We start from the raw sequence: 22,276 nt of genomic DNA, 5'->3' as shown, positions 1-22,276 counted from the left end.
CCCTAGTCGCGGTCATCGCCGTCCTCCTCGCTCCAGAAGAACGGTGCCTTGGCACGGGCGGTGATCCGCGGCGTCGCCCCGGCGTCGACCGTGAGGCCGGCGAAGATCGCTGATCCGACGACCTTGCGGAGGGTCTGGTGCCCGCCGAGGGCGGCCCGTACCGCCTCTTCCGTCAGGCCGCCCAGCGCGGCGCCGCGCAGGGTCAGCCGCAGCATTCCCCGCTGTGAGCCGTACCCGACCTGGTAGCGGGCGTCCGAGGGCAGGCCGAGCGCCGTGTCGAACATGGAACGGGTGACCAGGGTGCCGATCAGATTGGCCGACACGTCGTCGCGGGCCCCGATGCGCAGCACCTGGGCCGTCGAGCCGCAGGGGCATGCCGAGGGCCGGAGACTGGCGCGGTCGCCGACGAGATAGCGCACCAGCGCGGTGCCGCTGTCGGCCAGCACGGTGACCGCGAGCATGCCGGGTACCCCGTCCGGCAACCGCCGGCCGTCGTCGTCCACGACCTCGGCGATCACCAGGTCCTCGTGCACATGGTGGTCGGTACCGGTGAGATGACCGCACTGGTATCCGATGGGCCCGGTCTCGGTGGTGCTGTACGCGAACGAGCGCACGGCGCAGCCGGCCGCCACGAGCGCTTCGGCGGCCGGTGAGGCCATCCGCTCTCCCAGGTAGTACAGCGTGCGCAGCTTGTGCATCTCCGCCGGGATCTCGGCCAGCAGGCGCTCGACGTAACCCGGCAGACCCACCATCGCGCCGACGTCGAGATCGGTGATCAGTTCGGCGAGATGGTGCGCGGGCATGGACGTCCCGGCCGGGAGCACCGCGGCGCCGCGGCGGGAGAGCACCGCATCGGCGAAGCCGAATCCCCCGAACAGGTCGCCCGGAGCGAGTGAGTTGAGGACGTAGGGGTTGGTTCCCAGTCCGTCGAGGCACAGGCCGCGCGCCCCGATCGCCTCGACCCGCTCGTTGAAGGGGCGGTCGTGCAGCAGGGTCCGTACCCGGCCGGACGAGCCGCTCGAACGCAGCACCAGGCGGATGTCCCCCTCGGTGATGCGGTTCGGCGTACCGGGATCCACACTCCACTCGGCGAGCCGGTCGCGGCTGGTGAGGGGGACCTGCGGCAGTCCTTCGGGGGTCAGGGAGCCCTCGTACGGATGCAGCGCCGTACAGGTGCGTGAGCGGCGTACGGCGTCGCGCATGAGCGCCAGGTTCTCGGCCTGGACGGTCAGCAGCTCCGGTCGTGGCAGCGTGTGATCCGTGAGGAGCCTCACTGTTCCTCCATCCGTAGGGTGATGGCCCGGCAGGCCTGTTCGGCGGCCGCGGTGGCCGCGGCGGTGTCGGAGCCCACGGCGACGACCTCGCCCAGCCGCTCCCAACTCGCCGTCGCCGGGCGCACCGTGTCGCCCGGGCTCGTCCAGATCTGCACGCTGTGCACGCCCGGCAGCGTGACCGCCTGCGCCACGCCCTCGACCGCGCCGACGCGGCCGGTGCGGTCCGCCAGCAGATACCGCTTCACGGCCGCGGCTCCGAGCGGTGGTACGGCGGGCGGCAGCGGCACACCGCAGGCATGGGCGAGCATGTCGGCCTCCACGTCGCGCCCGGTGACCAGGGCGAGGAGGCCGGGGATCTCGTCGCCGCCGGTACGGGCGTGGGACTCGACGAGATGGATGCCCTCCTCGCCGACGATGACCTCGGTGTGGGCGGGCCCCTCGCGCAGCCCGACATGGTCGAGGAAGGCGATGACACGGTCGACGACGGCCCGGTGCAGCCCGGCGTCGAGTCCGGCGGGGACGAGGTGGCCGGTCTCGACGAACGAGCCGCCGACGAGCTTGCGCACCACCGCCCGTACCTCGTGCTCTCCGCCGATGCTGAATGTCTCGACGCTGAACTCCTCGCCGGGGGCGAAGGGTTCGACGAGGTACCCGGTCACGGGCAACACCTCGTGGTAGTGGTGGTCGTTGCGCAGGGTGCCCTGCACCCGCTGCCACGCGTCGTCGAGTCCGTCCGGGCCGTCGACCTTGAGCACCCCCAGGCTGGCGGAGCCGTCGACGGGCTTGAGGATCAGCGGCCACCCGGCGCTCCTCGCGACCCGGAGCGCGTCCTCGGGGCTGTTCAGCCGGGCCCAGGGGGTGCGCAGCGAGGGGTCCTTGTCGAGCACCTCGTGGGTCCGGGCCTTGTCGCGCAGCAGCGCGGCGACTCCGGTGCCCGGTGCGACCAGCCCCAGGTCGAGGGCGATCGCTTCGGCGGCCGTGCAGGCGGGTTCGTGATTGCTGCACACTCCGGCGAAGCCGAACTCCTCGTGGAGCGTGCGGGCGACGGCCAGGACGCCGGGCACATCGAGGAGGTCGACGCCGACCGAGCGCAGGCACAGCGGGTCCAGCGAGGGGTCGGTCATGGTGGGCGCCTGGAGGTGCACCACATCGAGGCCGAGGCCCAGGGCCTTGTCGACGACCCGGCGACTGCCGCTGAGCAGCAGGAGCACGGGGCGGGGCGCGGACGGTGTCACAGGACGTTCTCCCTTGTCAGCGTCGAGCGTCGGGCCAGGGCGACGCAGTACGGCATGGCCAGGGCCGAGACGAGGAAGAGGGCGCCGAGCACCAGCCACCCCCAGGAGCCGTGGGACAGCAGGAGCCAGGTGAGGGCGAGCGGTCCGACCGCCTCGGCGATGGTGGAGCCCATGCCGAAGAAGCCCTGGTACTCGCCGTACCGGCCGTCCGGCACGAGCCGGAAGCTGATCTCGTTCATGCTGGACGTCTGCCGCATCTCCCCGAAGGTGAGGACCGAGACCGCCAGCACGAGCAGCCCGGCGGCCCCCCAGGGCGACGAGGGCAGCCCGGACAGGGAGTACAGCGCCATTCCCGCGAACAGCAGCACCCCGCCGATGCGCAGGCTGCGCAGACCGGCGTCGATGCTGGTCACGGTCTGCGACACCCGGTACTGCAGGACCACCACCAGAGCGGTGTTGATGACGAAGACGGCGGCGATGCTCCAGTCGGGAGCCCGTGTCTCGTGGACGATCCACAGGGGCAGCGCCACATCGATCAACGGCGCGTGGAGCGTCAGGAGCAGGTTGGCGGCACTGACGGCCACGTAGCCCCGGTCACGGAACACCTGCAGCGGCGAGCCCTTGACCGCCGCGGCCGCGGTGCCGCCCGCCGGGGTGCCGGGCACCGTGCGCAGCGTCGCCGGGACCTTGAGCAGCAGCACTGCGGCGAGGAAGAACGTCGCCGCGTCCAGTGCGAACGCCAGCCGGTAGGCGGTGCCGGTGTCCACGGAGATGACGAGGGCGCCCAGCATCGCGCCCACGGCCAGACCCGCGTTGGCAGTCGAGATCAGTACCGCCCGCACCCTGGTGACCTGATCGGCGGGGAACGAGCGGGAGACCAGGGCGGAGCGGGCGGACTGGGTGCCCTGGCTGGAGACCGCCAGCAGACAGGCCCCCACGAAGAACAGCGGCACGCTCGAGGTCACCAGGTACAGGCAGACCGACAGGCCGGCCACCGCGAGCAGGGTGGTGGCCACGGTCCGGGACTCGAACCGGTCGGCGAGACGCCCGACAGGCACGCTGAGCACCATGGCCAGCAGCCAGGACGCGGTCAGCGCGGCCCCGTACGTGACCGCGTCCAGGCCGACCACCCGGGTGAAGTACAGCGCCGCGCAGACATAGAACAGACCGTCGCCGAGATGGGTGACGAAGTGGGACACGGCGATGGGACGTACCAGTGGCCCCAGCCCCGGGCGGGGCGGTCCGGGCCGCTCCGCCGCGGCCGGCGGAGTGGATTGTTCAGTCACGGCCGTCGAGCTCCTGACCGCCGCTGTAGTGTCCGCTCTCCTCAAGGGTGTCCGCGAGAAGGGCCAGGTCCTCCTCGCTGTGCAGTGCGGAGAGGGCGAAGCGCAGCAGGGACTGTCCCTGCGCCACCGTGGGGTAGAACGCGGGGAGCATGATCACACCGCGCTCCTTGAGGCGCCGAACGGCGCGCAGCCCCTCCTCCTCGGAGCCGAACACCGCTCCGCGCACCGGGGTGCGCAGCCCCGCGTTGGAGAGCTTGCCGCCGGTCAGTTCGTCGAGCCGGGCGGCGTTCGCCCACAGCCCCGCCTGGAGTTCGGCGATCTCGGGGGAGAGGTGGATGCGGGCCGCCGCGACATTGGCCGCCATCATCGGCACCATCACCGAGTGTCCGAAGACCAGCGGGTTGGCGAGCTTCCTGACGACGGCGACGTCCTCGCCGGACGCGGCCAGGAGGAAGCCGCCCGAGCCGCCGAAGCCCTTGGACAGCGAGCCGGCCAGGACGACGTTGTGGGGGAGTTTGCCGCCCAGCGCGTCGAAGGCGTAACCGCAGCCCGCGGCACCGTCGATGGAGATGCCGTGGGCGTCGTCGACGTAGAGATAGCCGCCGGCGGCCGCCGCCCGCTGTGCCAGGTCGTGCACGGCGATGAGGCCGTTCATCGAACCGACCCCGTCCACCAGGAGGACGGGGGTGCGCCCCTCCGCCGTCGCCCGCTGCAGCGCCTCGTCCACCGAGGCGGAATCCTCCGAGCGGAACCGGTCGACCGGCCCGAACTGCGCGAAGATTCCGCGCAGTACCTGCATCGAGGCGTGAGCGGTGCGGTCCACGAACAGATGGGGTCCGCCCTGTACGGGATAGCTGGGCAGCGACCCCGAGGCCAGGAGCGGCAGCACGCCGAGGTGGACGTTGCTGGTGGAGGTGAACACGCAGGGCTGGGTGCCCGGATAGATGCGAGCCAGCAGCTCCTCCAGCTCGGGGAGGTAGGAGGGCCGCATCCGGTTGCGCGAGGACGACAGGTGCACACCGAAGCGGCCGACGGCCTCGACCACGGCCTCCCCCAGCGCGGGGTGGGACTCCAGCCCGAGGTAGGAGCACGACACGAACTCCGTGGCCGTGGTGCCGTCCTGGAGGGTGACCCGCTTGCGGTCGCGGGCGACCACGGTGTGCCCGGTCAGCCCCTCGGCGAAGCACTGGTCCAGGGCCGAGGACGTGCGGTCCCTGCGGGTGGTCAGCCAGTTCTGCGGTGTCCGGTCCGTGCTCACCTGGTACCTCCCTGGCGGGTGCGGCGGGCGACGGTGATCCGCGGCTCGCCGGCGGTGTCGACGAAGGTGGTGATCTCCTCGAAGGAGTCACCGTGCAGGAGCTCGCGCACCTGCTCGGGCTGCGCCCGGTCGTGTTCGAGCGCCAGATGCCCGCCCGGACGCAGCGCCGCGGCGGCGAGGACCACGATCCGGCGGATCAGATCGAGACCGTCGGCACCGCTGTAGACGGCGGCCCGGGGCTGGTGCTCGGACCATTCGGGCAACAGCCGCACATCGGGGGAGACATACGGCGGGTTCGCCATGACGAGGTCGGTCGTACCGAGGTACGCGTCGAGGCAGCCCGGCTCGGTGAGGTCGGCGGCGTGCACGGAGACCGTGCCCAGCACGTCCCGGTGCCGCGCCGCGTTGCGGTTCAGGTACTGCAGACAGGTGTCGTCGCGCTCCACGCACGTCACCGACGCGTCGGGGCGGCGCCGCGACAGGGCGAGGCCGAGGGCCCCGACGCCGGAGCACAGGTCGAGCGCGGTGCCCTCGTACGGCAGTGTCTTCTCGTCGGCCGCCCAGGCCACCAGCGCGGTGCTCTCGTGCCGTGGTACGAACACGCCGCTGCCGACGAGGAGTTCGAGGCCGTCGAACCCGGCCGATCCGATGATGTGGCCGAGCGGGATGCGCCGGCAGCGTTCCGCGACGGCGGCCTCGAAGCGGTCCACCGCCGCGGGTGTCACCGCGGCGAGGAAGCGCTCCTCCAACGCGTCCAGGTCGCCCTCGACGTCCCACACGCCCGCCTCGGTCAGGCGGGTGCGGGCCGTCTCGCGGGCGGACCGCAACTGGTCCGCCGTCATCATGACCACTCGCCGTAGTAGCGCGTGAGGGACTCGCGGATGCCGTCGGTCATGGCGGCGACCAGCTCGGCGGGGGGAGTGAAGGACGGGTGCAGCTCCTCCACCAGGGCCCCGTAGAAACGGCGCAGGTGCCGCTCGATGCGCGGCGGCCACTCGGGCGCGACGTTCCACCGGTACTCGTAGCCGGTGGCCATCATGTGCTCGACCGTCGTCGTCACGACCTGCTCACGGGTCCCGCCGGCCAGTGGAGCGCGCACCGGGGAGAAGGACGACAGGAAGTCGTACTCGCTGGTGCCGCCCTCGACGAGCGTGGCGATGTGCCGGGCCAGCAGCGGCGACTGGTGCAGACCGTCGCGGTAGGTGCCGGTGGCCAGCCACAGGCCCTCGGCCCCGGCCGCGCCGATCAGGGGGAAGCCGTCGGCGGGCACCGGCCGGTTGCCGACCTGCACGGACAGCAGCGACGACTCGGAGAGGTTGGTGTGCAGCTGGTCCACGGCACAGCCGAGCAGGAACTGGAGGTCCCCGACCGCGGCGAAGCGGCGCGGCTGCTCGGAGATGATGTTGGTGGCCCCGAGGTAGAGCACCCCGTCGGCGCGCGGCACGGCGTGCAGACCGCAGGCGAAGGCCCGGTTGGGGGTGCGCACCACGGACGAGGGCAGCGCGCGGTCCTCGGTCTCCACCAGTGCGGAGACTCCGTAGCCGCTCACCATGGGAGGCATCTGGGCGCGTGCCCCGGCCACCTCGTCCAGCAGCGTGAGGGACCTGGCCCCGGCGGCCACGACGACGTGGTCGGCGGACAGGACCTCCCCGCCCACCAGCTCGACGCCGGTCGCGCGGCCGTTCGTCACCCGGACGCCCAGCGCCTCGGCATCGACGATCTTGCCGCCCGCCTTCACCAGCGCCTGATCGAGCTTGACCAGCAACCGGTGCGAATCCACGGCGCGTTCACCCGGGATGAACATGCCGCGTAGCGAACGGGAGAGATCGTTCGGCGCCAGCCAGTCCAGTTCCTCGGGGTCGACCGTCTCGTACGGCTCCTCGTACTCCCGCAGCGTCGCCTCGATGGCCCGGAAGTTGCCGGAGTCGACGGGTGCCGATCCCATCGTGTTGAGCAGGACGAACGTCCCGTCGGCGCTGAAGAGGGTGCGGGAGTCGCCCGAGTCCTGGCTGAGCCGCTCGTCCCACTCGTTCCAGTAGCGACGGGCCCGGTGGTCCATGTCGAGCTTGGCCCGCCCGTGGTCACTGGCCAGCAGCGAGGTGGTGACCTCGCCGAAGCAGCCGAGCATCGCGCCGGCGGCGAGGGAGGCGGCGTACGGACGGTTCTCCCGGCCCACGCGCGTGACCTGGAATCCGCGGCTGCTCAGCTCGTAGGCGATCGAGGCGCCGACCGCCCCGTTGCCGACGACGACGGCAGTCTGCTGTGGCCCTGCGTGCATGATTCTCCTCGTGACTTCGGGCAGGGCACGACGCCGCTCGGGCGCGTGCTCCAGCCGTGAGAAAGGGTCGTATGCGGATGTCGTAGTGCCTGGAGCGGTCACTCCGGCCGGGCCGCCCGGGACGTAGGTCGTCGACGAGGCGGAGGGCTGGGCGCCGTTTCGGGGGACAGGGGTCGCGGGGCAGGGGACGGCCGGCAGGGAACCGGTTCGGCGGGCCTTGCCGGCATCGTTCGCCGGGGCGGCCTGCGGACGCGGGCGACCGCGGTCACCCGTCCATTCACCGCGCGCACGCCGCCTGCCACCGGGGCGTGAAGTGCGGTGGGAGTGCACATCGTTGTGCGACCGGACCGCGGCCCGGGTACTGCCGCGCCGCGTATCCGTCTGTTCCGAGCCGCTTGAAGGTGATCGGTGAGAAGCGGGCGGTGGGGTGCTGTGAGCCCCCACATACGCCCAGGACTGGCACATCGTCCATGTCGCCGCATCACACAGCGTTCCCCCGCTTGCAGATGCCCCTGGTCAGGTAGCGCAGTGGAGTCTAAGTTGCTGATGATGGGACGTCAATCATGGATTTCCGAGGAAGCCGGATGGGTATGAGTACGACTGTTTTCTCACAGCCGTTGACAACGGATCGGCTGGTTCTCCGTCTGTTTGCGGAGAATGACCTGGACGATATGCACGCATATCAAGGACTGCCCGAGGTGGCCAGGTATCTCTACCGGCCGCCGCGTGATCGCGCGCGCTGCGCGGAGGTCATCGAACGCATCGGGCAGGGCACCGGCTGGAAGGAGGACGGCGACAGCCTCACGCTGGCGGTCTGCCGTCGCGACACTCCCGGGGTGATCGGCGAGGTGATGGTCTCGCTGTCCAGCGCGCATGCCCGGCAGGCCGAGATCGGGTGGGTCTTCCACCCGGACCACGGGGGCCGGGGCTATGCCACCGAGGCCGCCCTCGCCCTGCGTGACCTGGCCTTTCAGCAGCTTTCCGTGCACCGGCTGTTCGCCCGTATCGATGCGGACAACGGGGCTTCCGTGCGGATCTGCGAGCGGCTGTCGATGCGCCGGGAAGCGCACTTGATCGAGAACGACCGCGACGACCGGGGCTGGGGCAGCGAGTACGTCTACGCGATTCTCGCCCGGGAGGCCGAACCCGCCGGGACCGACTAGGCCGAGGGCGGCCGGACCTCTCGGCACCCTGGCCCGAGGCTGCGATTTTCGGACAGATTCAAGGCCGATTTCTTCCGTGTCGGCCATCGGACCCAGTGTGTCCGGAATACCTCTTCATTTGTTCCGGTTCGGGCCGGCGTGAATCCAGGTCGGGACTTGCCGAGGCCGTCCGCTTTCGCCGGAACGGGCGCAGGCGGACGGCCTCTTCCATTCCGGATGGGCCATGCTCCGTTGTGGCCGCGTTGGTTCAGGTGTCCGGTTTTGGTTCCATGCGCGCACCTTCCCGGGCCTACCGTTCACCGGCACCCTTATCCAAGGGCGCCGGACCGATGGGTGGGACGGGGAAACGTTGATCAGCTACAGCGCGACCGCCGACGATGTCGCGAAGGTGCGGTTCTCGATGTCTCCGCTGGGGGAGACCGTCTACAGCTTCCGGACGCTGGCCTCTCCCTCGCGCAGAAGCCAGCACCAGCCATGGGTGGACGACATCCTCGGCAGACTGAAGGGGGTCGACCTGCGCCTTCTGCGGGCCGTGATCCCGGCGACCGGCTACGTGCCGGACTTCCTCACCCCGGCGCCGGCCGGGTCACCGGGGGACGTGGAGAGCGAACTGGAGGCGGTCCGCGCCACCGAGCCCGCCCACTTCGTGGACGAGGTGGCCTGGATGCTGGGGGACACCGGAACACCGGCCGGCTGGCGCCGGGAGGCGGCGTCACTGCACCGGAAGATGCTGGACGAGCCCGAGAAGGCCATCGAACAGATCACGCAACTTCTGCGGGTCTACTGGAAACTGGCCCTTGAACCGTACTGGCAGAGGCTGTACGGCGGGCTCGTCTCCGACGTGCGTTCCCGGATGCGGCTGATGGAGAACGCGGGGGCGGCCTCCGTCTTCTCCGCCCTCAACGAGAGGATCGGGTGGCGCGACGACCGCCTCTCGGTCCGCAGCGCCTACCAGTTCGAGGAGACCCTCGGCGGCCAGGGCATCGTCCTCGTACCGAGTGTCTTCTGCGGCCCGGAGGTACTCACCATGCTGCCGCCGCTCCAGCCGATGATCGTGTACCCGAGACCCGGGGCCGCGGACATCTGGCACCACGACGGGCAGGACCGCCACAGCTCGCTCGCGGCGCTCCTCGGCGGTGTCCGGGCCTCCGTGCTGGAGGCGCTCCTCATGCCGGCCTCCACCGGCGAGCTGGCCGCTCAGGTCGATGTCACCCCCGGAGCCATCAGCCAGCACGTCTCGGTCCTGCGGGGCTGTGATCTGGTGACGAGCCATCGGTCCGGGCAGCGGGTCATCCACTCGCTCACGGAGACCGGGGAGGCCCTCGTCCGGGGCGCCGTGAGCACGGGAGCCCGAAGCCTGTGAGCGGCCGCCGGCCCCGCGCGAACTCCCGTGCGCACACACCCTTTTAGCCACAGCTAAAAGGGTTGGTGGCCCCTCTGGCGTGTGTTTTGCTCTAGTCGCCACGTCGGCAGGCCGCAGGAAAGAGCGCCGTGCGATCTGTCGCCACGAGTTCCCGCACATCCCTGCCACCCAGTCGGAGGGAGCATCCCGCCACCGCGACCTCGTCCGAAGGCAACCACACGCGGAGCGCCGCTGCCGCAGGCAACGGCAAGGCTCGGCCTGTCACCGACCTCACCCCGATCCGGCCGTACTGGGCCGTGCGCATCACCGCACGGGGTGGGTCCCATCCGAAGAACGCGCCCTGGTCGGCACCCTGTCCGCAGCCCCGCTCGCCCATCCATCCCTCATCGCTGACGTCCTGCGCGACATACGTGGCCGGTCGCTTCCTGGCCGATGCACCGAGCTGTCCGAACGGCTCGGAGAATCAACGTGCCCAGGGGGAACCGCCCCGTTGCACCACGACATTCAGAAAGGCAGTGGCATGACGACGACCTCGAACGCTGAAGTCGCTCTGGAGAGTCTGCGCGCCGAACTAGACCTCGTCGACGCGACGTTGCTCGACACCCTGAAGAGCCGGATCGACCTCTGCGTACGTATCGCGGAGCACAAGCGGGAGCACGGGGTCCCGATGATGCAGCCGCACCGGATCGGTGTCGTGCAGGAGCGGGCCGCCCGCTACGGAGCCGAGCACGGAATCGACGGGACGTTCCTGCGGCGGCTGTACGACCTGATCATCGAGGAGACCTGCCGGGTCGAGGACCTGGTGATCGACGCGCCCGACACCGACCGGGGCCGGCCGGTCCGGGACACGACGTCATGAGCCGTTCCGTGCGCACGCTCCTGGTCGACAACTACGACTCGTTCACCTACAACCTCTACCAACTCCTCGGCGAAGTGAACGGACAGCCGCCCGTCGTCGTCCGCAACGACATCGACTGGTCCGCACTGCATCTGGGCGACTACGACAACATCGTGGTCTCGCCCGGCCCCGGGCGCCCCGACCGGGAGCGCGACTTCGGTGTCGGCAGCCGCGCGATCCGCGACTCCGGGCTGCCCGTCCTCGGTGTCTGCCTCGGCCATCAGGGCATGGCCGCCCTGTTCGGGGGCACCGTCGATCACGCCCCCGAGCCGATGCACGGCCGGCTGTCCCGGATCCGGCACAACGGCGAGGATCTGTTCGCCGGGCTTCCCTCGCCCTTCTCCGTGGTCCGCTACCACTCCCTGACCGTCACCGGACTCTCCGACGAACTGGAGGGCGTCGCCTGGACCGATGACGGCATCCTCATGGGACTCCGCCACCGCACCCGCCCCCTCTGGGGAGTCCAGTTCCATCCCGAGTCCATAGCGAGCGAGTACGGCCGCGAACTGCTCGCCAACTTCCGGGACCTGACTCTGAAGCGCGCGGAGACCGGGACGCCGGCCGTGTCCCCGTACCGGTTGCGCATACGCGAACTGGAGCAGTTGCCCGACACGGAGGCCGTGTACACGGAGCTGTTCGCCGGCCGTCCGCACAGTTTCTGGCTCGACAGCGGCTCCCACGCCGACGGGAACTCCCGCTTCTCCTTCCTCGGCGACGGCAGCGGGCCGCTCGCGGAGTACGTCACCTACCGCGTCGGAACCCGCACGGTGACCATCGAGCGGGCCGGCCGCCCCGACGAGCACGTGGCCGGCGACTTCTTCGACTACCTCGACGGTGAGTTACGGCGGCGCGCGCTGCCGGCCGGCACCGGGCTGCCGTTCTCCTTCAACCTCGGATACGTCGGCTATCTCGGCTACGAGCTCAAGGCCGAGGCCGGGGCGAGCGCCGCGCACACCGCGCCCACCCCCGACGCGGCGCTGCTCTTCGCCGACCGCGCCGTCGTCGTCGACCACACGGGGCGCCGCACGTACCTGATGTGCCTCGGCAACGGGCCCGAGGACCCGGAGGCGACCAAATGGCTCGACACCACGGCCTCCCGGCTCGCCCTGCTCCCCGCCGAGACCGGTCAGGAGCGCCCACCGCTCACCGAGGCGCCGGCGCAGACCGTCGCCTCGCTCGTGCAGCGCCACGACGAGCAGGGATACCTGGCGCGGATCGGGCAGTGCCTGGACAAGATCCGTGACGGGGAGTCGTACGAGATCTGCCTGACCAACATGGTCTCCACACCCGCCGTCATCGACCCGCTGGTCACCTACCGCCGGATGCGGGACATCAGCCCCGTCCCCTACGGCGCACTGCTCGACTTCCCCGGCGTGGCGGTGCTCAGCGCCTCCCCGGAACGGTTCCTGACCATCGGTACGGACCGGGTCGCGGAGTCGAAGCCGATCAAGGGCACCCGGCCGCGCGGCGCCACCCCCGAACAGGACCGGGCACTCAGCGAGGACCTGCGGGCCAGCGAGAAGGACCGCGCCGAGAACCTGATGATCGTGGACCTGCTCCGCAACGACCTCAACACCGTGTGCGAGGTCGGATCGGTGCACGTTCCCAAGCTCTTCGACGTCGAGACGTACCCGCCGGTGCACCAGCTGGTGAGCACCGTCCGGGGGACGCTGCGCGCGGGCGTCTCCGCGGTGGACTGCGTCCGTGCCTCGTTCCCCGGCGGCTCGATGACCGGTGCGCCCAAGCTGCGCACCATGGAGATCATCGACCGGCTCGAAGGGGGAGCACGCGGGGTGTACTCCGGCGCCCTGGGCTGGTTCTCGCTGGGCGGCGCCGCGGACCTCAGCATCGTCATCCGCACGATCGTCGCCACCGACCGGGGCACGTCGTTCGGCGTCGGAGGAGCGGTGATCGCGCTGTCCGACCCGGCCGCCGAGTTCGAGGAGACCCTGGTCAAGTCGCGGACGATGGTCGCGGCCCTTGCCGCGGGCGGGCTCTTACGGGGCGAGGCGGTGGACACGTGAGCGCGGCGCTGGGGGTACCGGCAGACCTCACCGAGGCCATGGCGGAACCGGAGGTCCGCGCACTGCTCGCCGACCTGGACGGGAAGATCATCTCGATGGTGCTGCGCAGGGTGGAACTCGCCCGGTACGACCAGTCGTTGCGGCGGCTGTCGGGCATGCCCGTCTCGGAGCTCGCCTGGGAGAACGGAGTGCTGGAGCGGTACGGCGACGAGCTCGGCCGCAAGGGCGTCGACATCGGACGGGCGGTGCTCGCGCTCTCCAGGCTCCGGGCGGAGCACCAGCCGGCACGACAGGGGCCGCCGGAGCCGGAGTGAGAACGACCGGGGGCTCGGGCCTGTCCGGTTCCGATCCGCGGACAGGCCCTGGCCGGGCATCCGGAAGTGCCCTCGGGGTGGAGCTCCCCCGGGTACTCCCCGATGCTTTGCCGGGAGAATCTCAGGCGAAATTCAGAGACCCATGATTTCCGGGTGATCGGCCAGCTTGGCGAAATGTTCGGCCGGGTTGGATATCATTTTCCTCTTGTCCAGGTCGATGAGTCCTGCGACACTCGACAGATCGCAGGCGAGGACACCGTCGGCCCGGCGGATTTCCTGTTCGACGCGGAATGTTTTTCCTTCGCCCCAGACCCACTTGCAGGTAACGTCGACTTCGTCTCCGCCGCGCAGTTCGCGATGGAAACGCATGGTGTTCTCCAGGACTGCGGGGCCTATTCGCGTGGAGATCAGTTTGGACTGCGAGATTCCGGCTGCGCGCAGGCTCTCCCAGCGGAGATGCTCGCAATATTGCAGGTAGACGGCCTGATTCAGGTGTCCCTGAGTGTCGAGTTCGTAACCCCGTACGGTGATTCGCAAGTGGAATGGATCCGTCATGTACAGTCGACCTCCTTTGTGGATTAGCTAAATTATTACCGCATGTAACCGAGATGGACAACCCCGTTCCGGATTCTCCATTTCCATGTGATGTGGACCACGTTGCCTGTTCTCCTTGACCCGTCGAGTGATTGTGGTGATAGCTTCATGCGCATGCCTTGCTCGGTGATCGACTTAGAAAAGATTCACTCGCGGCTCGTTATCCTTCTCGGCGTTCCTTCGAATGAAGGGCAATTCTGATGGCGGGTATTGTTCCCGCTCTTCTGGAAGTGGCCCGTAGCTATCCCGGCAATTGTGCCGTCGAATACGACGGGCACGGACTGAGTTATGCGGAGCTGGTGCGCGGGGTCCGCGCGACGGCCGAGGAGCTGGGGCCCGCCCCCGGACCCGTGGGGGTCCTGACGGACCGCTCCCCGGCCACCGTCGTCGCCCTCCTCGGTGTTCTGGCCGCGGGCGGGACCTACTGCCCGGTGGACCCGGCCTTCCCGGTCGCGCGGCAGCGGGCACTCCTCGAAGCCGCCGGCTGCGCCAAGGTGCTCGTCACCCGGCCGGGCACCCCTGTCCCGGAGGGATGGGAGCCCGTCGGACTGCCCGATCTCCGCTCCCTGCCGGACGGTCTGCGCTCCTCGCCGGACGAGGAACACCCCGTCCCGTCCGCTCCGGAGGCGGTGGATGCGGAAGCGCCCGCGTACACGCTCTTCACCTCCGGATCCACCGGCCGGCCCAAGCCCGTCCTCACGCCGAGGCAGGCCATCGCCGCCTCGGTCGCCTCGCTCCGCGGGCTCTTCGCCCTCACCCCGGCGGACCGGGTCCTGCAGTTCGCCTCGCTGAACTGGGACACCTGCCTGGAGGAGATACTCCCCGCGCTCACCACGGGCGCCACCCTCGTCTTCCACGACGAGGCGTACACCGGCTCGATACCCCGGCTGCTCAGGGCCGTCGACGCGGCCGGTGTCACCCTGCTCGACCTGCCGACCGCCTTCTGGCACGAACTCGTCCGCCACCTCGCGGAGGGCGACGAACAACTGCCCGACGGCGTAAGGACGGTGGTCATCGGCGGCGAGGCGGTCAGTCCGGCCCGGCTCGCACAGTGGCGTGCCCTGGCCACCGACCGGGTCCGGCTGATCAACACCTACGGCTGCACCGAGACCACCCTGATCACACACGCGGTGGACCTGCACGGCCCCGAGGCCCCCGGCCCCGGTGCCTGGTGGGGCGAGCGGGGCGTCCCCATCGGCAAGCCGCTGCCGCACGTCACCGACGCCATCGGTCCGGACGGTGAACTCAGCGTCGCGGGACCCGCGTTGGCGATGGGCTACCGGAACCTTCCGGAGGTCACCGCCGAACGCTTCGTGACCCTCGAAGGCCCCGGCGGCCCCGTTCGCTGGTTCCGCACCGGCGACCGGGTCTCCCGGCGGCCGGACGGCCACCTGGTCCACGAGGGCCGCCTCGACGCCGAGATCAAGGTGCGGGGCATCCGCGTCGACCCCGGCGAGATCGAGACCCACCTCACCGCCCACCCGGAAGTCGGCGTCGCCGCCGTCGTGGGCACCCGGACAGCGGATCGTACGACGGTGACCGCGTACGTGGTGCCGCAGCGCGCCGACGCCGACGCCACCGCCCTCGTCCGCGAGGTGCTGCGTGATCTGCGCGCGACCGTGCCCGGTCATCTCGTCCCGCACCGGGTGACCGTCGTCCCCGAACTGGTCCACACCGCCGGCGGAAAGATCGACCGGCTCGGCACCCATCGGCTGCACACGCCCGCCGCGGCCTCCGCCCGCACGGAACACCACAACAGCCCTACAGAACAGGACAATCGATGAGTCGCGACGACATGGTCGACATCTTCCGAAGGGTTCTGGAGACCGACAGCGTCTCGGTGGACTCCGACTTCTTCGCATCCGGCGGTGACTCGCTCCTGGGCACCCGGGTGCTGAGCGCCGTCGCGCGGGCGGAGGGCGTGGAGCTGAGCTTCGAGGACCTCGTCGAGGCACCCACACCGGCCGCGCTCGCCGACCGGGTCGCGAGCGTGACCCGATGAGCGTCGTCGTCGTGGGCGCCGGCATCGCCGGCCTCACCGCGGCCGCCGATCTCGCCGGACGCGGAGTGGACGTCCAGGTCCTGGAGGCCCGCGACCGGGTCGGCGGCAGGACGCACGGCATCGAGATCGCACCCGGCGAATGGGCCGACGCCGGTGCCGCCTACCTCGGGGAGCGGCACACCGAACTGCTGGAGCTGATGGCCCGCTACGACCTCAAGACCGAACCCACGGTCATGGAGGGCGACAGCCGCTTCGACGTCCGGGGCGCCGCCGAGGCGGAGAGCGTCCAGGGACGTTTCCCCCCGCTGAGCGGTGTGGCGCTGGGCGAGTTGTTCGACCTGCTGGACGAAGTCACCCGGTCCGTACGCGTCGACGCGCCCTGGCTCGGCCCCGACGCAGCACACCTCGACTCGCTGACGGCCGCCGAGTGGGCGGACGCCAACCTCCGCCACCCCGACAGCCGGCTGTTCTTCCCGCTCTTCCTCGGGGAGATGATGGCCGCGGCCCCGGCCGACGTGTCCGTCCTGCACATGGCCTTCTACCTGCGCTCCGGAGGCGGGCTGCGCTACCTCAACGCCTTCGCCGGGGGCGCCCAGGAGTGGCGGATCGAAGGTGGGGCCCACCGGCTGAGCGAGGCTCTCGCCGACGGGCTCGGCGACCGGGTGCGGCTGTCCGAGCCGGTCACCGCGGTGGAGCAGGACGACACCGGTGTGACCGTGCGCTCCGCGAGCGGCGCCACCCGGGCCGACGCGGTGATCATCGCACTGCCCCCGGTCCTCGCCGACCGGATCGACTTCACGCCCGGACTCCCCGCCCCGCGGTCGGGGGAACGGACCGGACCCGGCTGCGCGGTCAAGGTCCACCTGATCCACCCGTCCCCGCTCTGGCGCCGGCAGGGACTGTCCGGCTGGTCGGTGAGCGCGGACGGGCCGTTGCTGTCCACCGTCGACGACTCGCCCGCCGACGGCTCCGCGGGCGTGCTGACCGGATTCGTCACCGGTGAGGAGGCCCGCAGGTTCGCCGCGCTGCCCGCCGGCGAACAGCGGGCCGCCGCCATCGCCCAGGCCGGCCGGCTGTTCCCCGGCCTGCCCGAGCCGATCGGCTTCCATGTGACCGACTGGGTCAACGACCCCTGCAGCCGGGGCTGTTACGCCGCCCTGTTCGGCCCCGGTGACTGGCTCGCGCTCGGCCCCGGCCTGACCCGCCCGCACGGTCGCGTCCACTGGGCCGGCACCGAGACCAGCACCGAGTTCTTCGGCCTCATGGAAGGCGCCATCCGATCGGGCCGACGGGCCGCCGCCGAGGCGGTCACCGGCTCGTAGGAGCCGTTCACCGGCAGGGCCTGTCCGGCCGTGACCCGCCGGACAGGCCCTGGGCAGTCCGGCCGGCCGAGGCCGGACAGCGACCGGACAGCACCGCCACGAGACCACCCGACGTCCTCAGGAGACGACCGTGACCATCAGCCCCATCGCCCCACTCGCCGTACGGCAGCAGTTCATGACCGACCCCACCCTGGGCGCCGGCAACTTCCTGCAGAAGGCACTGGAGGCGAACCCGAACAACACCGTTCCGTACGCCTTCACCCACACCACCGACCACCGCGGCCAGGTCGTTCTGCGCGGCCACAGCCTGCGCGACCTCGCCGCCCTGCGTGACCGGTACGCCCACTGGTACCGGACCAACGGGGTGGAACAGGGCGAGCCGGTCGCCGTCTACGTCGGCGAGGGCCTCGAACCGCTGCTGCACTTCCTGGCGCTCACCGCCCTCGGCGCGGTGCCGGCGCTCATCAACAACGCCATGCCGGAGCGCACCGCCCTGCGCTACATCGACCACGTCGGCGCGGTGGGTCTGATCGCCGACGACCCGACCCGGCTCGTCGCCGCGTACCGCGCCGACCCCAACCGCCGCCGACCGCGCTTCATCGTCCCGGCCGCCGAGATCAAGGCCTACGACCCGCTCGACGACCCGGGTGCCGCGCTGCCCGACGGCTACCCGCACCAGCACGCCGCCGACGAGGTCGTCGCGCTCATCCACTCCTCCGGCACCACCGGCACCCCGAAGTCGACGATGCTCGCGCACCACCAGTTCTGGGCCGGCAAGGAGCCCCGGATGGAGCGGTTCCCCGCCTCGTCCGACGACCGGCTGATGTCCCTGATGCCGCACACGCACGCCGGCGGGCTCAGCTACTTCCTCACCGCCACCCTGCTCGGACTGCCCACCGTCGTCATGAGCGACTGGCGGCGCGCCGCGGTGGAGCCGGTCATGGAGGCCTTCCAGCCGACCATGGTCGCGTCCTTCCCGCGCACGTTCGTCGAGCTGGCCACCGGTGCGCCGCCCACCCGGGGGGCGGCGAAGGTGCACAGCTGGTTCAACACCGGTGACGGCGCACACTACGGCCACATACGCCGCCTGGTGCAGCTGGGCGAGCGGCCCGCCGGACTCATCAAGCCGTGGCTGCTGCCCCGCGACCACGAGGCCGAAGCGGCCCTGCCCGGCTCGCAGTTCATCGACGGCCTCGGCTCCTCCGAGATGGGCATGGCCCTGTTCGGGCAGGTGACCACCCCCGAGACCGAGCGCAACGACCGCTGTGTCGGCAAGCCCACCGAGGCGGTCACGGCCGCGGCCGTCCTCGGCACCGACGGCGGGGAAGTGCCCGTCGGCACCGTCGGACTGCTGGCCGTCAAGACTCCCTCGCGCACTCCGGGCTACTGGAACGACCCCGAGCTGACCCGCAGTTTCGAGCTCGACGGCTACTGGCTGACGGGCGACGTGGCCCGCACGGACGAGGACGGGAACTTCTACCACCTCGACCGCACCGTGGACGTCATCGACACCGAGGACGGCCCGGTCTACAGCCTGCCCGCGGAGGAGGTGCTGCTCGCGGACTGCGGGGACCTCGTGCAGGACTGCGCCGTCGTCGGCGTGCCGTCCGCGAACGGCACCCTGCACGTCCCCATCGCCGTCGTGAGGATGCAGCCGGGTGCCGTCGAGCCCTCCGCGGACGAGCTGCGCGAGCGCGCCAACAAGGAGCTGGCCGCCGCCGGCCTCACGCCGCTGGCCGCCGTGATCGTCGCCGCCGACCCGGACGGCTTCCCGACCGGCGTCACCGGCAAGGTCCTCAAGCGGGAGCTGCGCACCCGGTGGGCCACCTTCTTCACCGGCGGCGTACAGGGATGACCACCCGCGTGCGGCAGCACAACACCCTCACGGTGTGCGTGGTGGGCGGCGGCCCCCGAGGGCTTTCCGTGGTCGAGCGGCTCTGTGCCAACGCCGCCGCTTCGCGGCAGCGCCTGACCGTGCACCTGGTCGACCCCCATCTGCGTCTCGGCGGGCGTGTCTGGCGGGCCGACCAGCCGTCCGTGCTGCTGATGAACACCGTCGCCTCGCAGGTCACCCTGTTCACCGACGAGAGCGTGACCTGCGAGGGGCCGATCTGCGACGGACCGAGCCTGTACGAGTGGGCGCGGCTCCTGGAGAGCCTCGAACAGGAAGTCCCCTGCCCACCGCACGTGTACGAGGAGTGCCGGCGCCTCGGCCCGGACTCGTATCCGACGCGGGCGCTGTTCGGGCGCTACCTCGGCTGGGTCCTCGACCGGGTGGTGCGCACGGCCCCCGACCACATCGCCATCGAGTCGCACGGCGCGACCGCACGGGAGGTGCTCGACGAGGACGACACCACCCAGACCGTCCGCCTGGACGACGGCACCCGGCTGACCGGCCTCGACGCGGTCGTGCTGGCCGTGGGCCATGTGGACATGCCGCGCAGCGCCGAGGAGCGGGCGCTCGCCGCCTTCGCCGCCGAGCACGGCCTCGTCCACCTGCCCACGGGCAATCCGGCCGATGCCGATCTCGACCGCGTCGCGCCGGGGCAGCGGGTCGCCCTGCGGGGCATGGGGCTCAATTTCTTCGACTACATGAGCCTGCTCACCGCGGGCCGCGGCGGCTCGTTCGTGCGCGACAGCACGGGCGGCGCGCTGCGGTACCGGCCCAGCGGCATGGAACCCGTGCTGCTGGCCGGCTCCCGGCGCGGTGTCCCGTTCCATTCGCGCGGCGAGAACCAGAAGGGAGCCACCGGAAGGCATCATCCGCTGTTCCTGACCCCGGAGGCGATCGGCCGACTGCGTGCCCGACGGGCGGCGGGCGAACCGGTCGGCTTCGTCCGGGACATCTGGCCACTGGTCGACCGGGAGGTCCGGGCGGTCTACTACCACACCCTGATCTCGGAGGGCCGCGGCCGGTACGACGGTGACGTCTTCCTCGATGAGTTCTGCCGGGGCGGCGGGAGCGCGGAGATCGAGGAACGGCTGCTGAGCCGGTACGCGGTCGACGGCGCCCGGCGCTGGGACTGGGACCGGATCGCCCGGCCGTACGGCCGGGCGACGTTCGCCGGCACGGAGGCCTACGACGCGTGGCTCATCGGCCATCTGCGCCAGGACGTCGCGGAGGCCCGGCGCGGAAACGTGCGCGGCCCGCTCAAGGCCGCCCTCGACGTGATGCGCGACCTGCGCAACGAGATCCGCCAGGTCGTCGACCACTCCGGCATCACCGGCGACTCGTACCGGGACGACCTGCGCTCCTGGTACACACCGCTGAACGGGTTCGTCTCCATCGGCCCGCCGCCGAACCGCATCGAGGAGATGGTGGCGCTCATGGAGGCAGGGGTGCTGCGGGTGGCCGGGCCGGGGATGACGGTCCACCCGTCGGCCGGGCGCAAGGCGTTCCTGGTGCGGTCCGCCGCGATCCCGGACGCCGAGGACGAGGCGACCGTCCTGATCGAGGCACGGCTGCCCGAGGTCGATGTGCGCACCACGGACGATCCGCTGCTGCGTCAGCTGATGAGCACCGGCGCCGCGAGCGCGTACACGATCCCGAACCCGAGCGGGAAGGGCCTGGCAACCGGCGGCCTCGCGGTCACCGGCAGGCCCTACCGGGTGCTGGACGCGAAGGGCGACGCCCATCCGTACCGGTTCGCCTTCGGGATTCCCACCGAGTCGGTGCACTGGGCGACCGCCGCGGGCATCAGGCCCGGATCCGACTCGGTGATCCTCGGCGACGCGGACGCCATCGCCCGCGCCTGTCTGGCCTCCGGGATCCGGTCCGGCGCGATCGGGGCGACGGCGCCCGGCACGACGGCGGAAGGAGAATGACCTTGGAGACGACCCGGACGGACGAGGAGACGGCCGGCGCGGTCGACGCGGGGCTGCTGAGCCCGGTGTGGGCCGCGGGCGGCGACCCGCTCGGCGACCGGGCGTGGGTCGCGGCCATGCTGGAGGTGGAGCTGGCACTCGCCCGCGCCCAGGCGCGGCTCGGCGTCGTGCCCGCCTCGGCCCTCGGACCCATCGAGGAGACGATCCGCTCCCGGCCCGTCGAGGTGGTCCGGCTCGCCCGGCTGGCCCGGGGGTCCGCCAACCCGGTGGTGGAGCTGGTCCGCGTACTGACGGAGGCGGTGCGCCGGGCCGATCCGGTGGCGGCCGAGTACGTGCACCGGGGCGGCACCAGCCAGGACATCCTCGACTCCGCCGCGATGCTGCTCGCCGCCCGCGCGCTGGACCGGGTCGAGGCGGACCTCGTCCGGGTCGCGGACGCGCTCGCCCGGCTCGCCGCCGAGCACGCCGGCACACCGATGGCGGGCCGGACCCTCACCCAGCACGCCGTGCCGATCACCCTCGGGCTCAAGGCGGCGGGCTGGCTCACCCTGGTGCTGGACGCCACCGACCGGGTCCGCCGGGTCCGGGCATCGCTGCCCGCCCAACTGGGCGGCGCGGCGGGCACCCTGGCCGCCTACCTGGAGTACGCGCGCCTGGCCGGCCTCGACACCGCCGGGCACGCCGCCGGACTCTCCGCCGCGTTCGCCGCCGAACTCGGCCTGCGCGATCCCGAAGCACCCTGGCACACGGTCCGCACCCCGGTCGCCGACCTCGGATGGGCCGTCGTCGCGGTCACCGGCGGCCTCGGCAAGTTCGCGACGGACGTCCTGGGCATGGCCCGCACCGAGGTCGCCGAGGCGGCCGAGCCCGGACCCGAGGGAACCGGGGCGTCCTCCGCCATGCCCCAGAAACGCAACCCCGTGCTCGCCACGCTGCTCGTGTCAGCGGCCCGTCAGGCTCCCGCCCAGGCCCTCGTGCTGGGGCAGAGCCTGCTCGCGGAGGACGAACGCTCCGCGGGGGGATGGCAGTCGGAGTGGCAGCCGCTGCGCGAGGCACTGCGCCTCGCCGAAGGGGCCGCGCGCACCGCGGCCGAACTCGCCGAGGGCATCGTGGTGTTCCCCGGCCAACTGCTGGACAACCTGCGTCTCACCGGAGGCGCGGTGGTCTCCGAGAGACTGAACGCCGTCCTTGCGCCCGTACTGGGCAAGGCCGCCGCCAAGAGCCTGCTCGCCGAAGCGGCGCGCCGGGCCGCCCGGCCGGGCCACACCTTCGAGGACGCTCTCGGGGCGTCCCCGGAGCTCGTCGGCGCGGCGCACAAGTTCACCGACGGCCCCGGGCTGTCGGACCTGCTCGACCCGGCCAACTATCTGGGTGCCTCGCAGGAGCTGGTGGAGCGCGTGCTGCACCGGCACCGCACCCGGCTGTCGATCAGCTAGGAAT

Annotated in this window: 18 protein-coding genes; 11 read left to right on the top strand and 7 right to left on the bottom strand. The window is 71.3% G+C overall.

The window, feature by feature from the left end:
• Window positions 1-2: 2 nt before the first annotated feature.
• Genes ACWCPY_RS11705 through ACWCPY_RS11680 form a run of 6 tightly spaced genes read right to left on the bottom strand, consistent with a single transcriptional unit; the run spans window position 3 to window position 7,331 of the window.
• Entirely contained in the window at window positions 3-1,274 is a 1,272-nt protein-coding gene (locus tag ACWCPY_RS11705; RefSeq protein ID WP_451264138.1) for a phenylacetate--CoA ligase family protein, read from the bottom strand.
• On the bottom strand, window positions 1,271-2,509 hold the full coding sequence (locus ACWCPY_RS11700) for an ATP-grasp domain-containing protein (RefSeq protein WP_451264137.1): 1,239 nt from the start codon (window positions 2,507-2,509) through the stop codon (window positions 1,271-1,273). Before ACWCPY_RS11700 ends, ACWCPY_RS11705 begins: the two co-directional genes overlap by 4 nt.
• Complete coding sequence (locus ACWCPY_RS11695; protein ID WP_451264136.1) at window positions 2,506-3,795, bottom strand: MFS transporter; 1,290 nt, start codon at window positions 3,793-3,795, stop codon at window positions 2,506-2,508. The genes ACWCPY_RS11700 and ACWCPY_RS11695 overlap by 4 nt, the downstream gene beginning before the upstream one ends.
• Window positions 3,788-5,053 carry an aminotransferase class I/II-fold pyridoxal phosphate-dependent enzyme gene (locus tag ACWCPY_RS11690; protein ID WP_451264135.1) on the bottom strand — a complete coding sequence of 422 codons (1,266 nt, stop codon included), beginning with the start codon at window positions 5,051-5,053 and terminating at the stop codon, window positions 3,788-3,790. The genes ACWCPY_RS11695 and ACWCPY_RS11690 overlap by 8 nt, the downstream gene beginning before the upstream one ends.
• Window positions 5,050-5,898, bottom strand: a complete 849-nt coding sequence (locus ACWCPY_RS11685; RefSeq protein WP_451264134.1) for a N5-glutamine methyltransferase family protein — start codon at window positions 5,896-5,898, stop codon at window positions 5,050-5,052. The genes ACWCPY_RS11690 and ACWCPY_RS11685 overlap by 4 nt, the downstream gene beginning before the upstream one ends.
• The gene (locus tag ACWCPY_RS11680; protein ID WP_451264133.1) at window positions 5,895-7,331 is read right to left on the bottom strand and encodes an NAD(P)/FAD-dependent oxidoreductase; all 1,437 of its coding nucleotides are present in this window, start codon (window positions 7,329-7,331) and stop codon (window positions 5,895-5,897) included. Before ACWCPY_RS11680 ends, ACWCPY_RS11685 begins: the two co-directional genes overlap by 4 nt.
• A gap of 590 nt (window positions 7,332-7,921) precedes the next feature.
• Here ACWCPY_RS11680 and ACWCPY_RS11675 point away from each other — a divergent pair.
• From ACWCPY_RS11675 to ACWCPY_RS11655, 5 genes are all read left to right on the top strand, one after another.
• Window positions 7,922-8,494 carry a GNAT family N-acetyltransferase gene (locus tag ACWCPY_RS11675; RefSeq protein WP_451264189.1) on the top strand — a complete coding sequence of 191 codons (573 nt, stop codon included), beginning with the start codon at window positions 7,922-7,924 and terminating at the stop codon, window positions 8,492-8,494.
• Between the two features lie 349 nt (window positions 8,495-8,843).
• Entirely contained in the window at window positions 8,844-9,857 is a 1,014-nt protein-coding gene (locus ACWCPY_RS11670; protein WP_451264132.1) for a DUF5937 family protein, read from the top strand.
• 520 nt (window positions 9,858-10,377) lie between these two features.
• Window positions 10,378-10,716, top strand: coding sequence for a chorismate mutase family protein (locus tag ACWCPY_RS11665; RefSeq protein WP_451264131.1), 339 nt, complete (start codon window positions 10,378-10,380; stop codon window positions 10,714-10,716).
• The gene (gene pabB / locus ACWCPY_RS11660) at window positions 10,713-12,779 is read left to right on the top strand and encodes an aminodeoxychorismate synthase component I (RefSeq protein WP_451264130.1); all 2,067 of its coding nucleotides are present in this window, start codon (window positions 10,713-10,715) and stop codon (window positions 12,777-12,779) included. Before ACWCPY_RS11665 ends, pabB begins: the two co-directional genes overlap by 4 nt.
• Complete coding sequence (locus ACWCPY_RS11655; protein WP_451264129.1) at window positions 12,776-13,093, top strand: hypothetical protein; 318 nt, start codon at window positions 12,776-12,778, stop codon at window positions 13,091-13,093. The genes pabB and ACWCPY_RS11655 overlap by 4 nt, the downstream gene beginning before the upstream one ends.
• A 132-nt stretch (window positions 13,094-13,225) precedes the next feature.
• Here the strand turns inward: ACWCPY_RS11655 and ACWCPY_RS11650 are convergent, their stop codons facing one another.
• Entirely contained in the window at window positions 13,226-13,648 is a 423-nt protein-coding gene (locus ACWCPY_RS11650; protein ID WP_451264128.1) for an acyl-CoA thioesterase, read from the bottom strand.
• A 239-nt stretch (window positions 13,649-13,887) separates the two neighbouring features.
• Between ACWCPY_RS11650 and ACWCPY_RS11645 the strand changes: the two genes are divergently transcribed.
• From ACWCPY_RS11645 to ACWCPY_RS11620, 6 genes are all read left to right on the top strand, one after another.
• A complete protein-coding gene (locus tag ACWCPY_RS11645) occupies window positions 13,888-15,471 on the top strand; it encodes an amino acid adenylation domain-containing protein (RefSeq protein WP_451264127.1) in 1,584 nt (527 codons plus the stop codon).
• Window positions 15,468-15,689: a phosphopantetheine-binding protein gene (locus ACWCPY_RS11640; RefSeq protein WP_329819440.1), complete on the top strand. Its 222-nt coding sequence runs from the start codon at window positions 15,468-15,470 to the stop codon at window positions 15,687-15,689. The genes ACWCPY_RS11645 and ACWCPY_RS11640 overlap by 4 nt, the downstream gene beginning before the upstream one ends.
• Window positions 15,686-17,011 (top strand): flavin monoamine oxidase family protein, encoded by a 1,326-nt coding sequence (locus ACWCPY_RS11635; protein WP_451264126.1) that lies wholly within the window; start codon window positions 15,686-15,688, stop codon window positions 17,009-17,011. The genes ACWCPY_RS11640 and ACWCPY_RS11635 overlap by 4 nt, the downstream gene beginning before the upstream one ends.
• Before the next feature lie 130 nt (window positions 17,012-17,141).
• A complete protein-coding gene (locus ACWCPY_RS11630) occupies window positions 17,142-18,866 on the top strand; it encodes a class I adenylate-forming enzyme family protein (RefSeq protein WP_451264125.1) in 1,725 nt (574 codons plus the stop codon).
• Complete coding sequence (locus ACWCPY_RS11625) at window positions 18,863-20,836, top strand: FAD/NAD(P)-binding protein (RefSeq protein ID WP_451264124.1); 1,974 nt, start codon at window positions 18,863-18,865, stop codon at window positions 20,834-20,836. Before ACWCPY_RS11630 ends, ACWCPY_RS11625 begins: the two co-directional genes overlap by 4 nt.
• On the top strand, window positions 20,833-22,272 hold the full coding sequence (locus tag ACWCPY_RS11620) for a lyase family protein (RefSeq protein WP_451264123.1): 1,440 nt from the start codon (window positions 20,833-20,835) through the stop codon (window positions 22,270-22,272). The genes ACWCPY_RS11625 and ACWCPY_RS11620 overlap by 4 nt, the downstream gene beginning before the upstream one ends.
• Window positions 22,273-22,276: the final 4 nt, after the last annotated feature.

It is taken from the genome of Streptomyces sp. NPDC002403 (genome assembly GCF_053593015.1).
The sequence above is the reverse complement of the archived record's forward strand: the minus strand, read 5'-3'. Positions and strand labels throughout refer to the sequence as shown.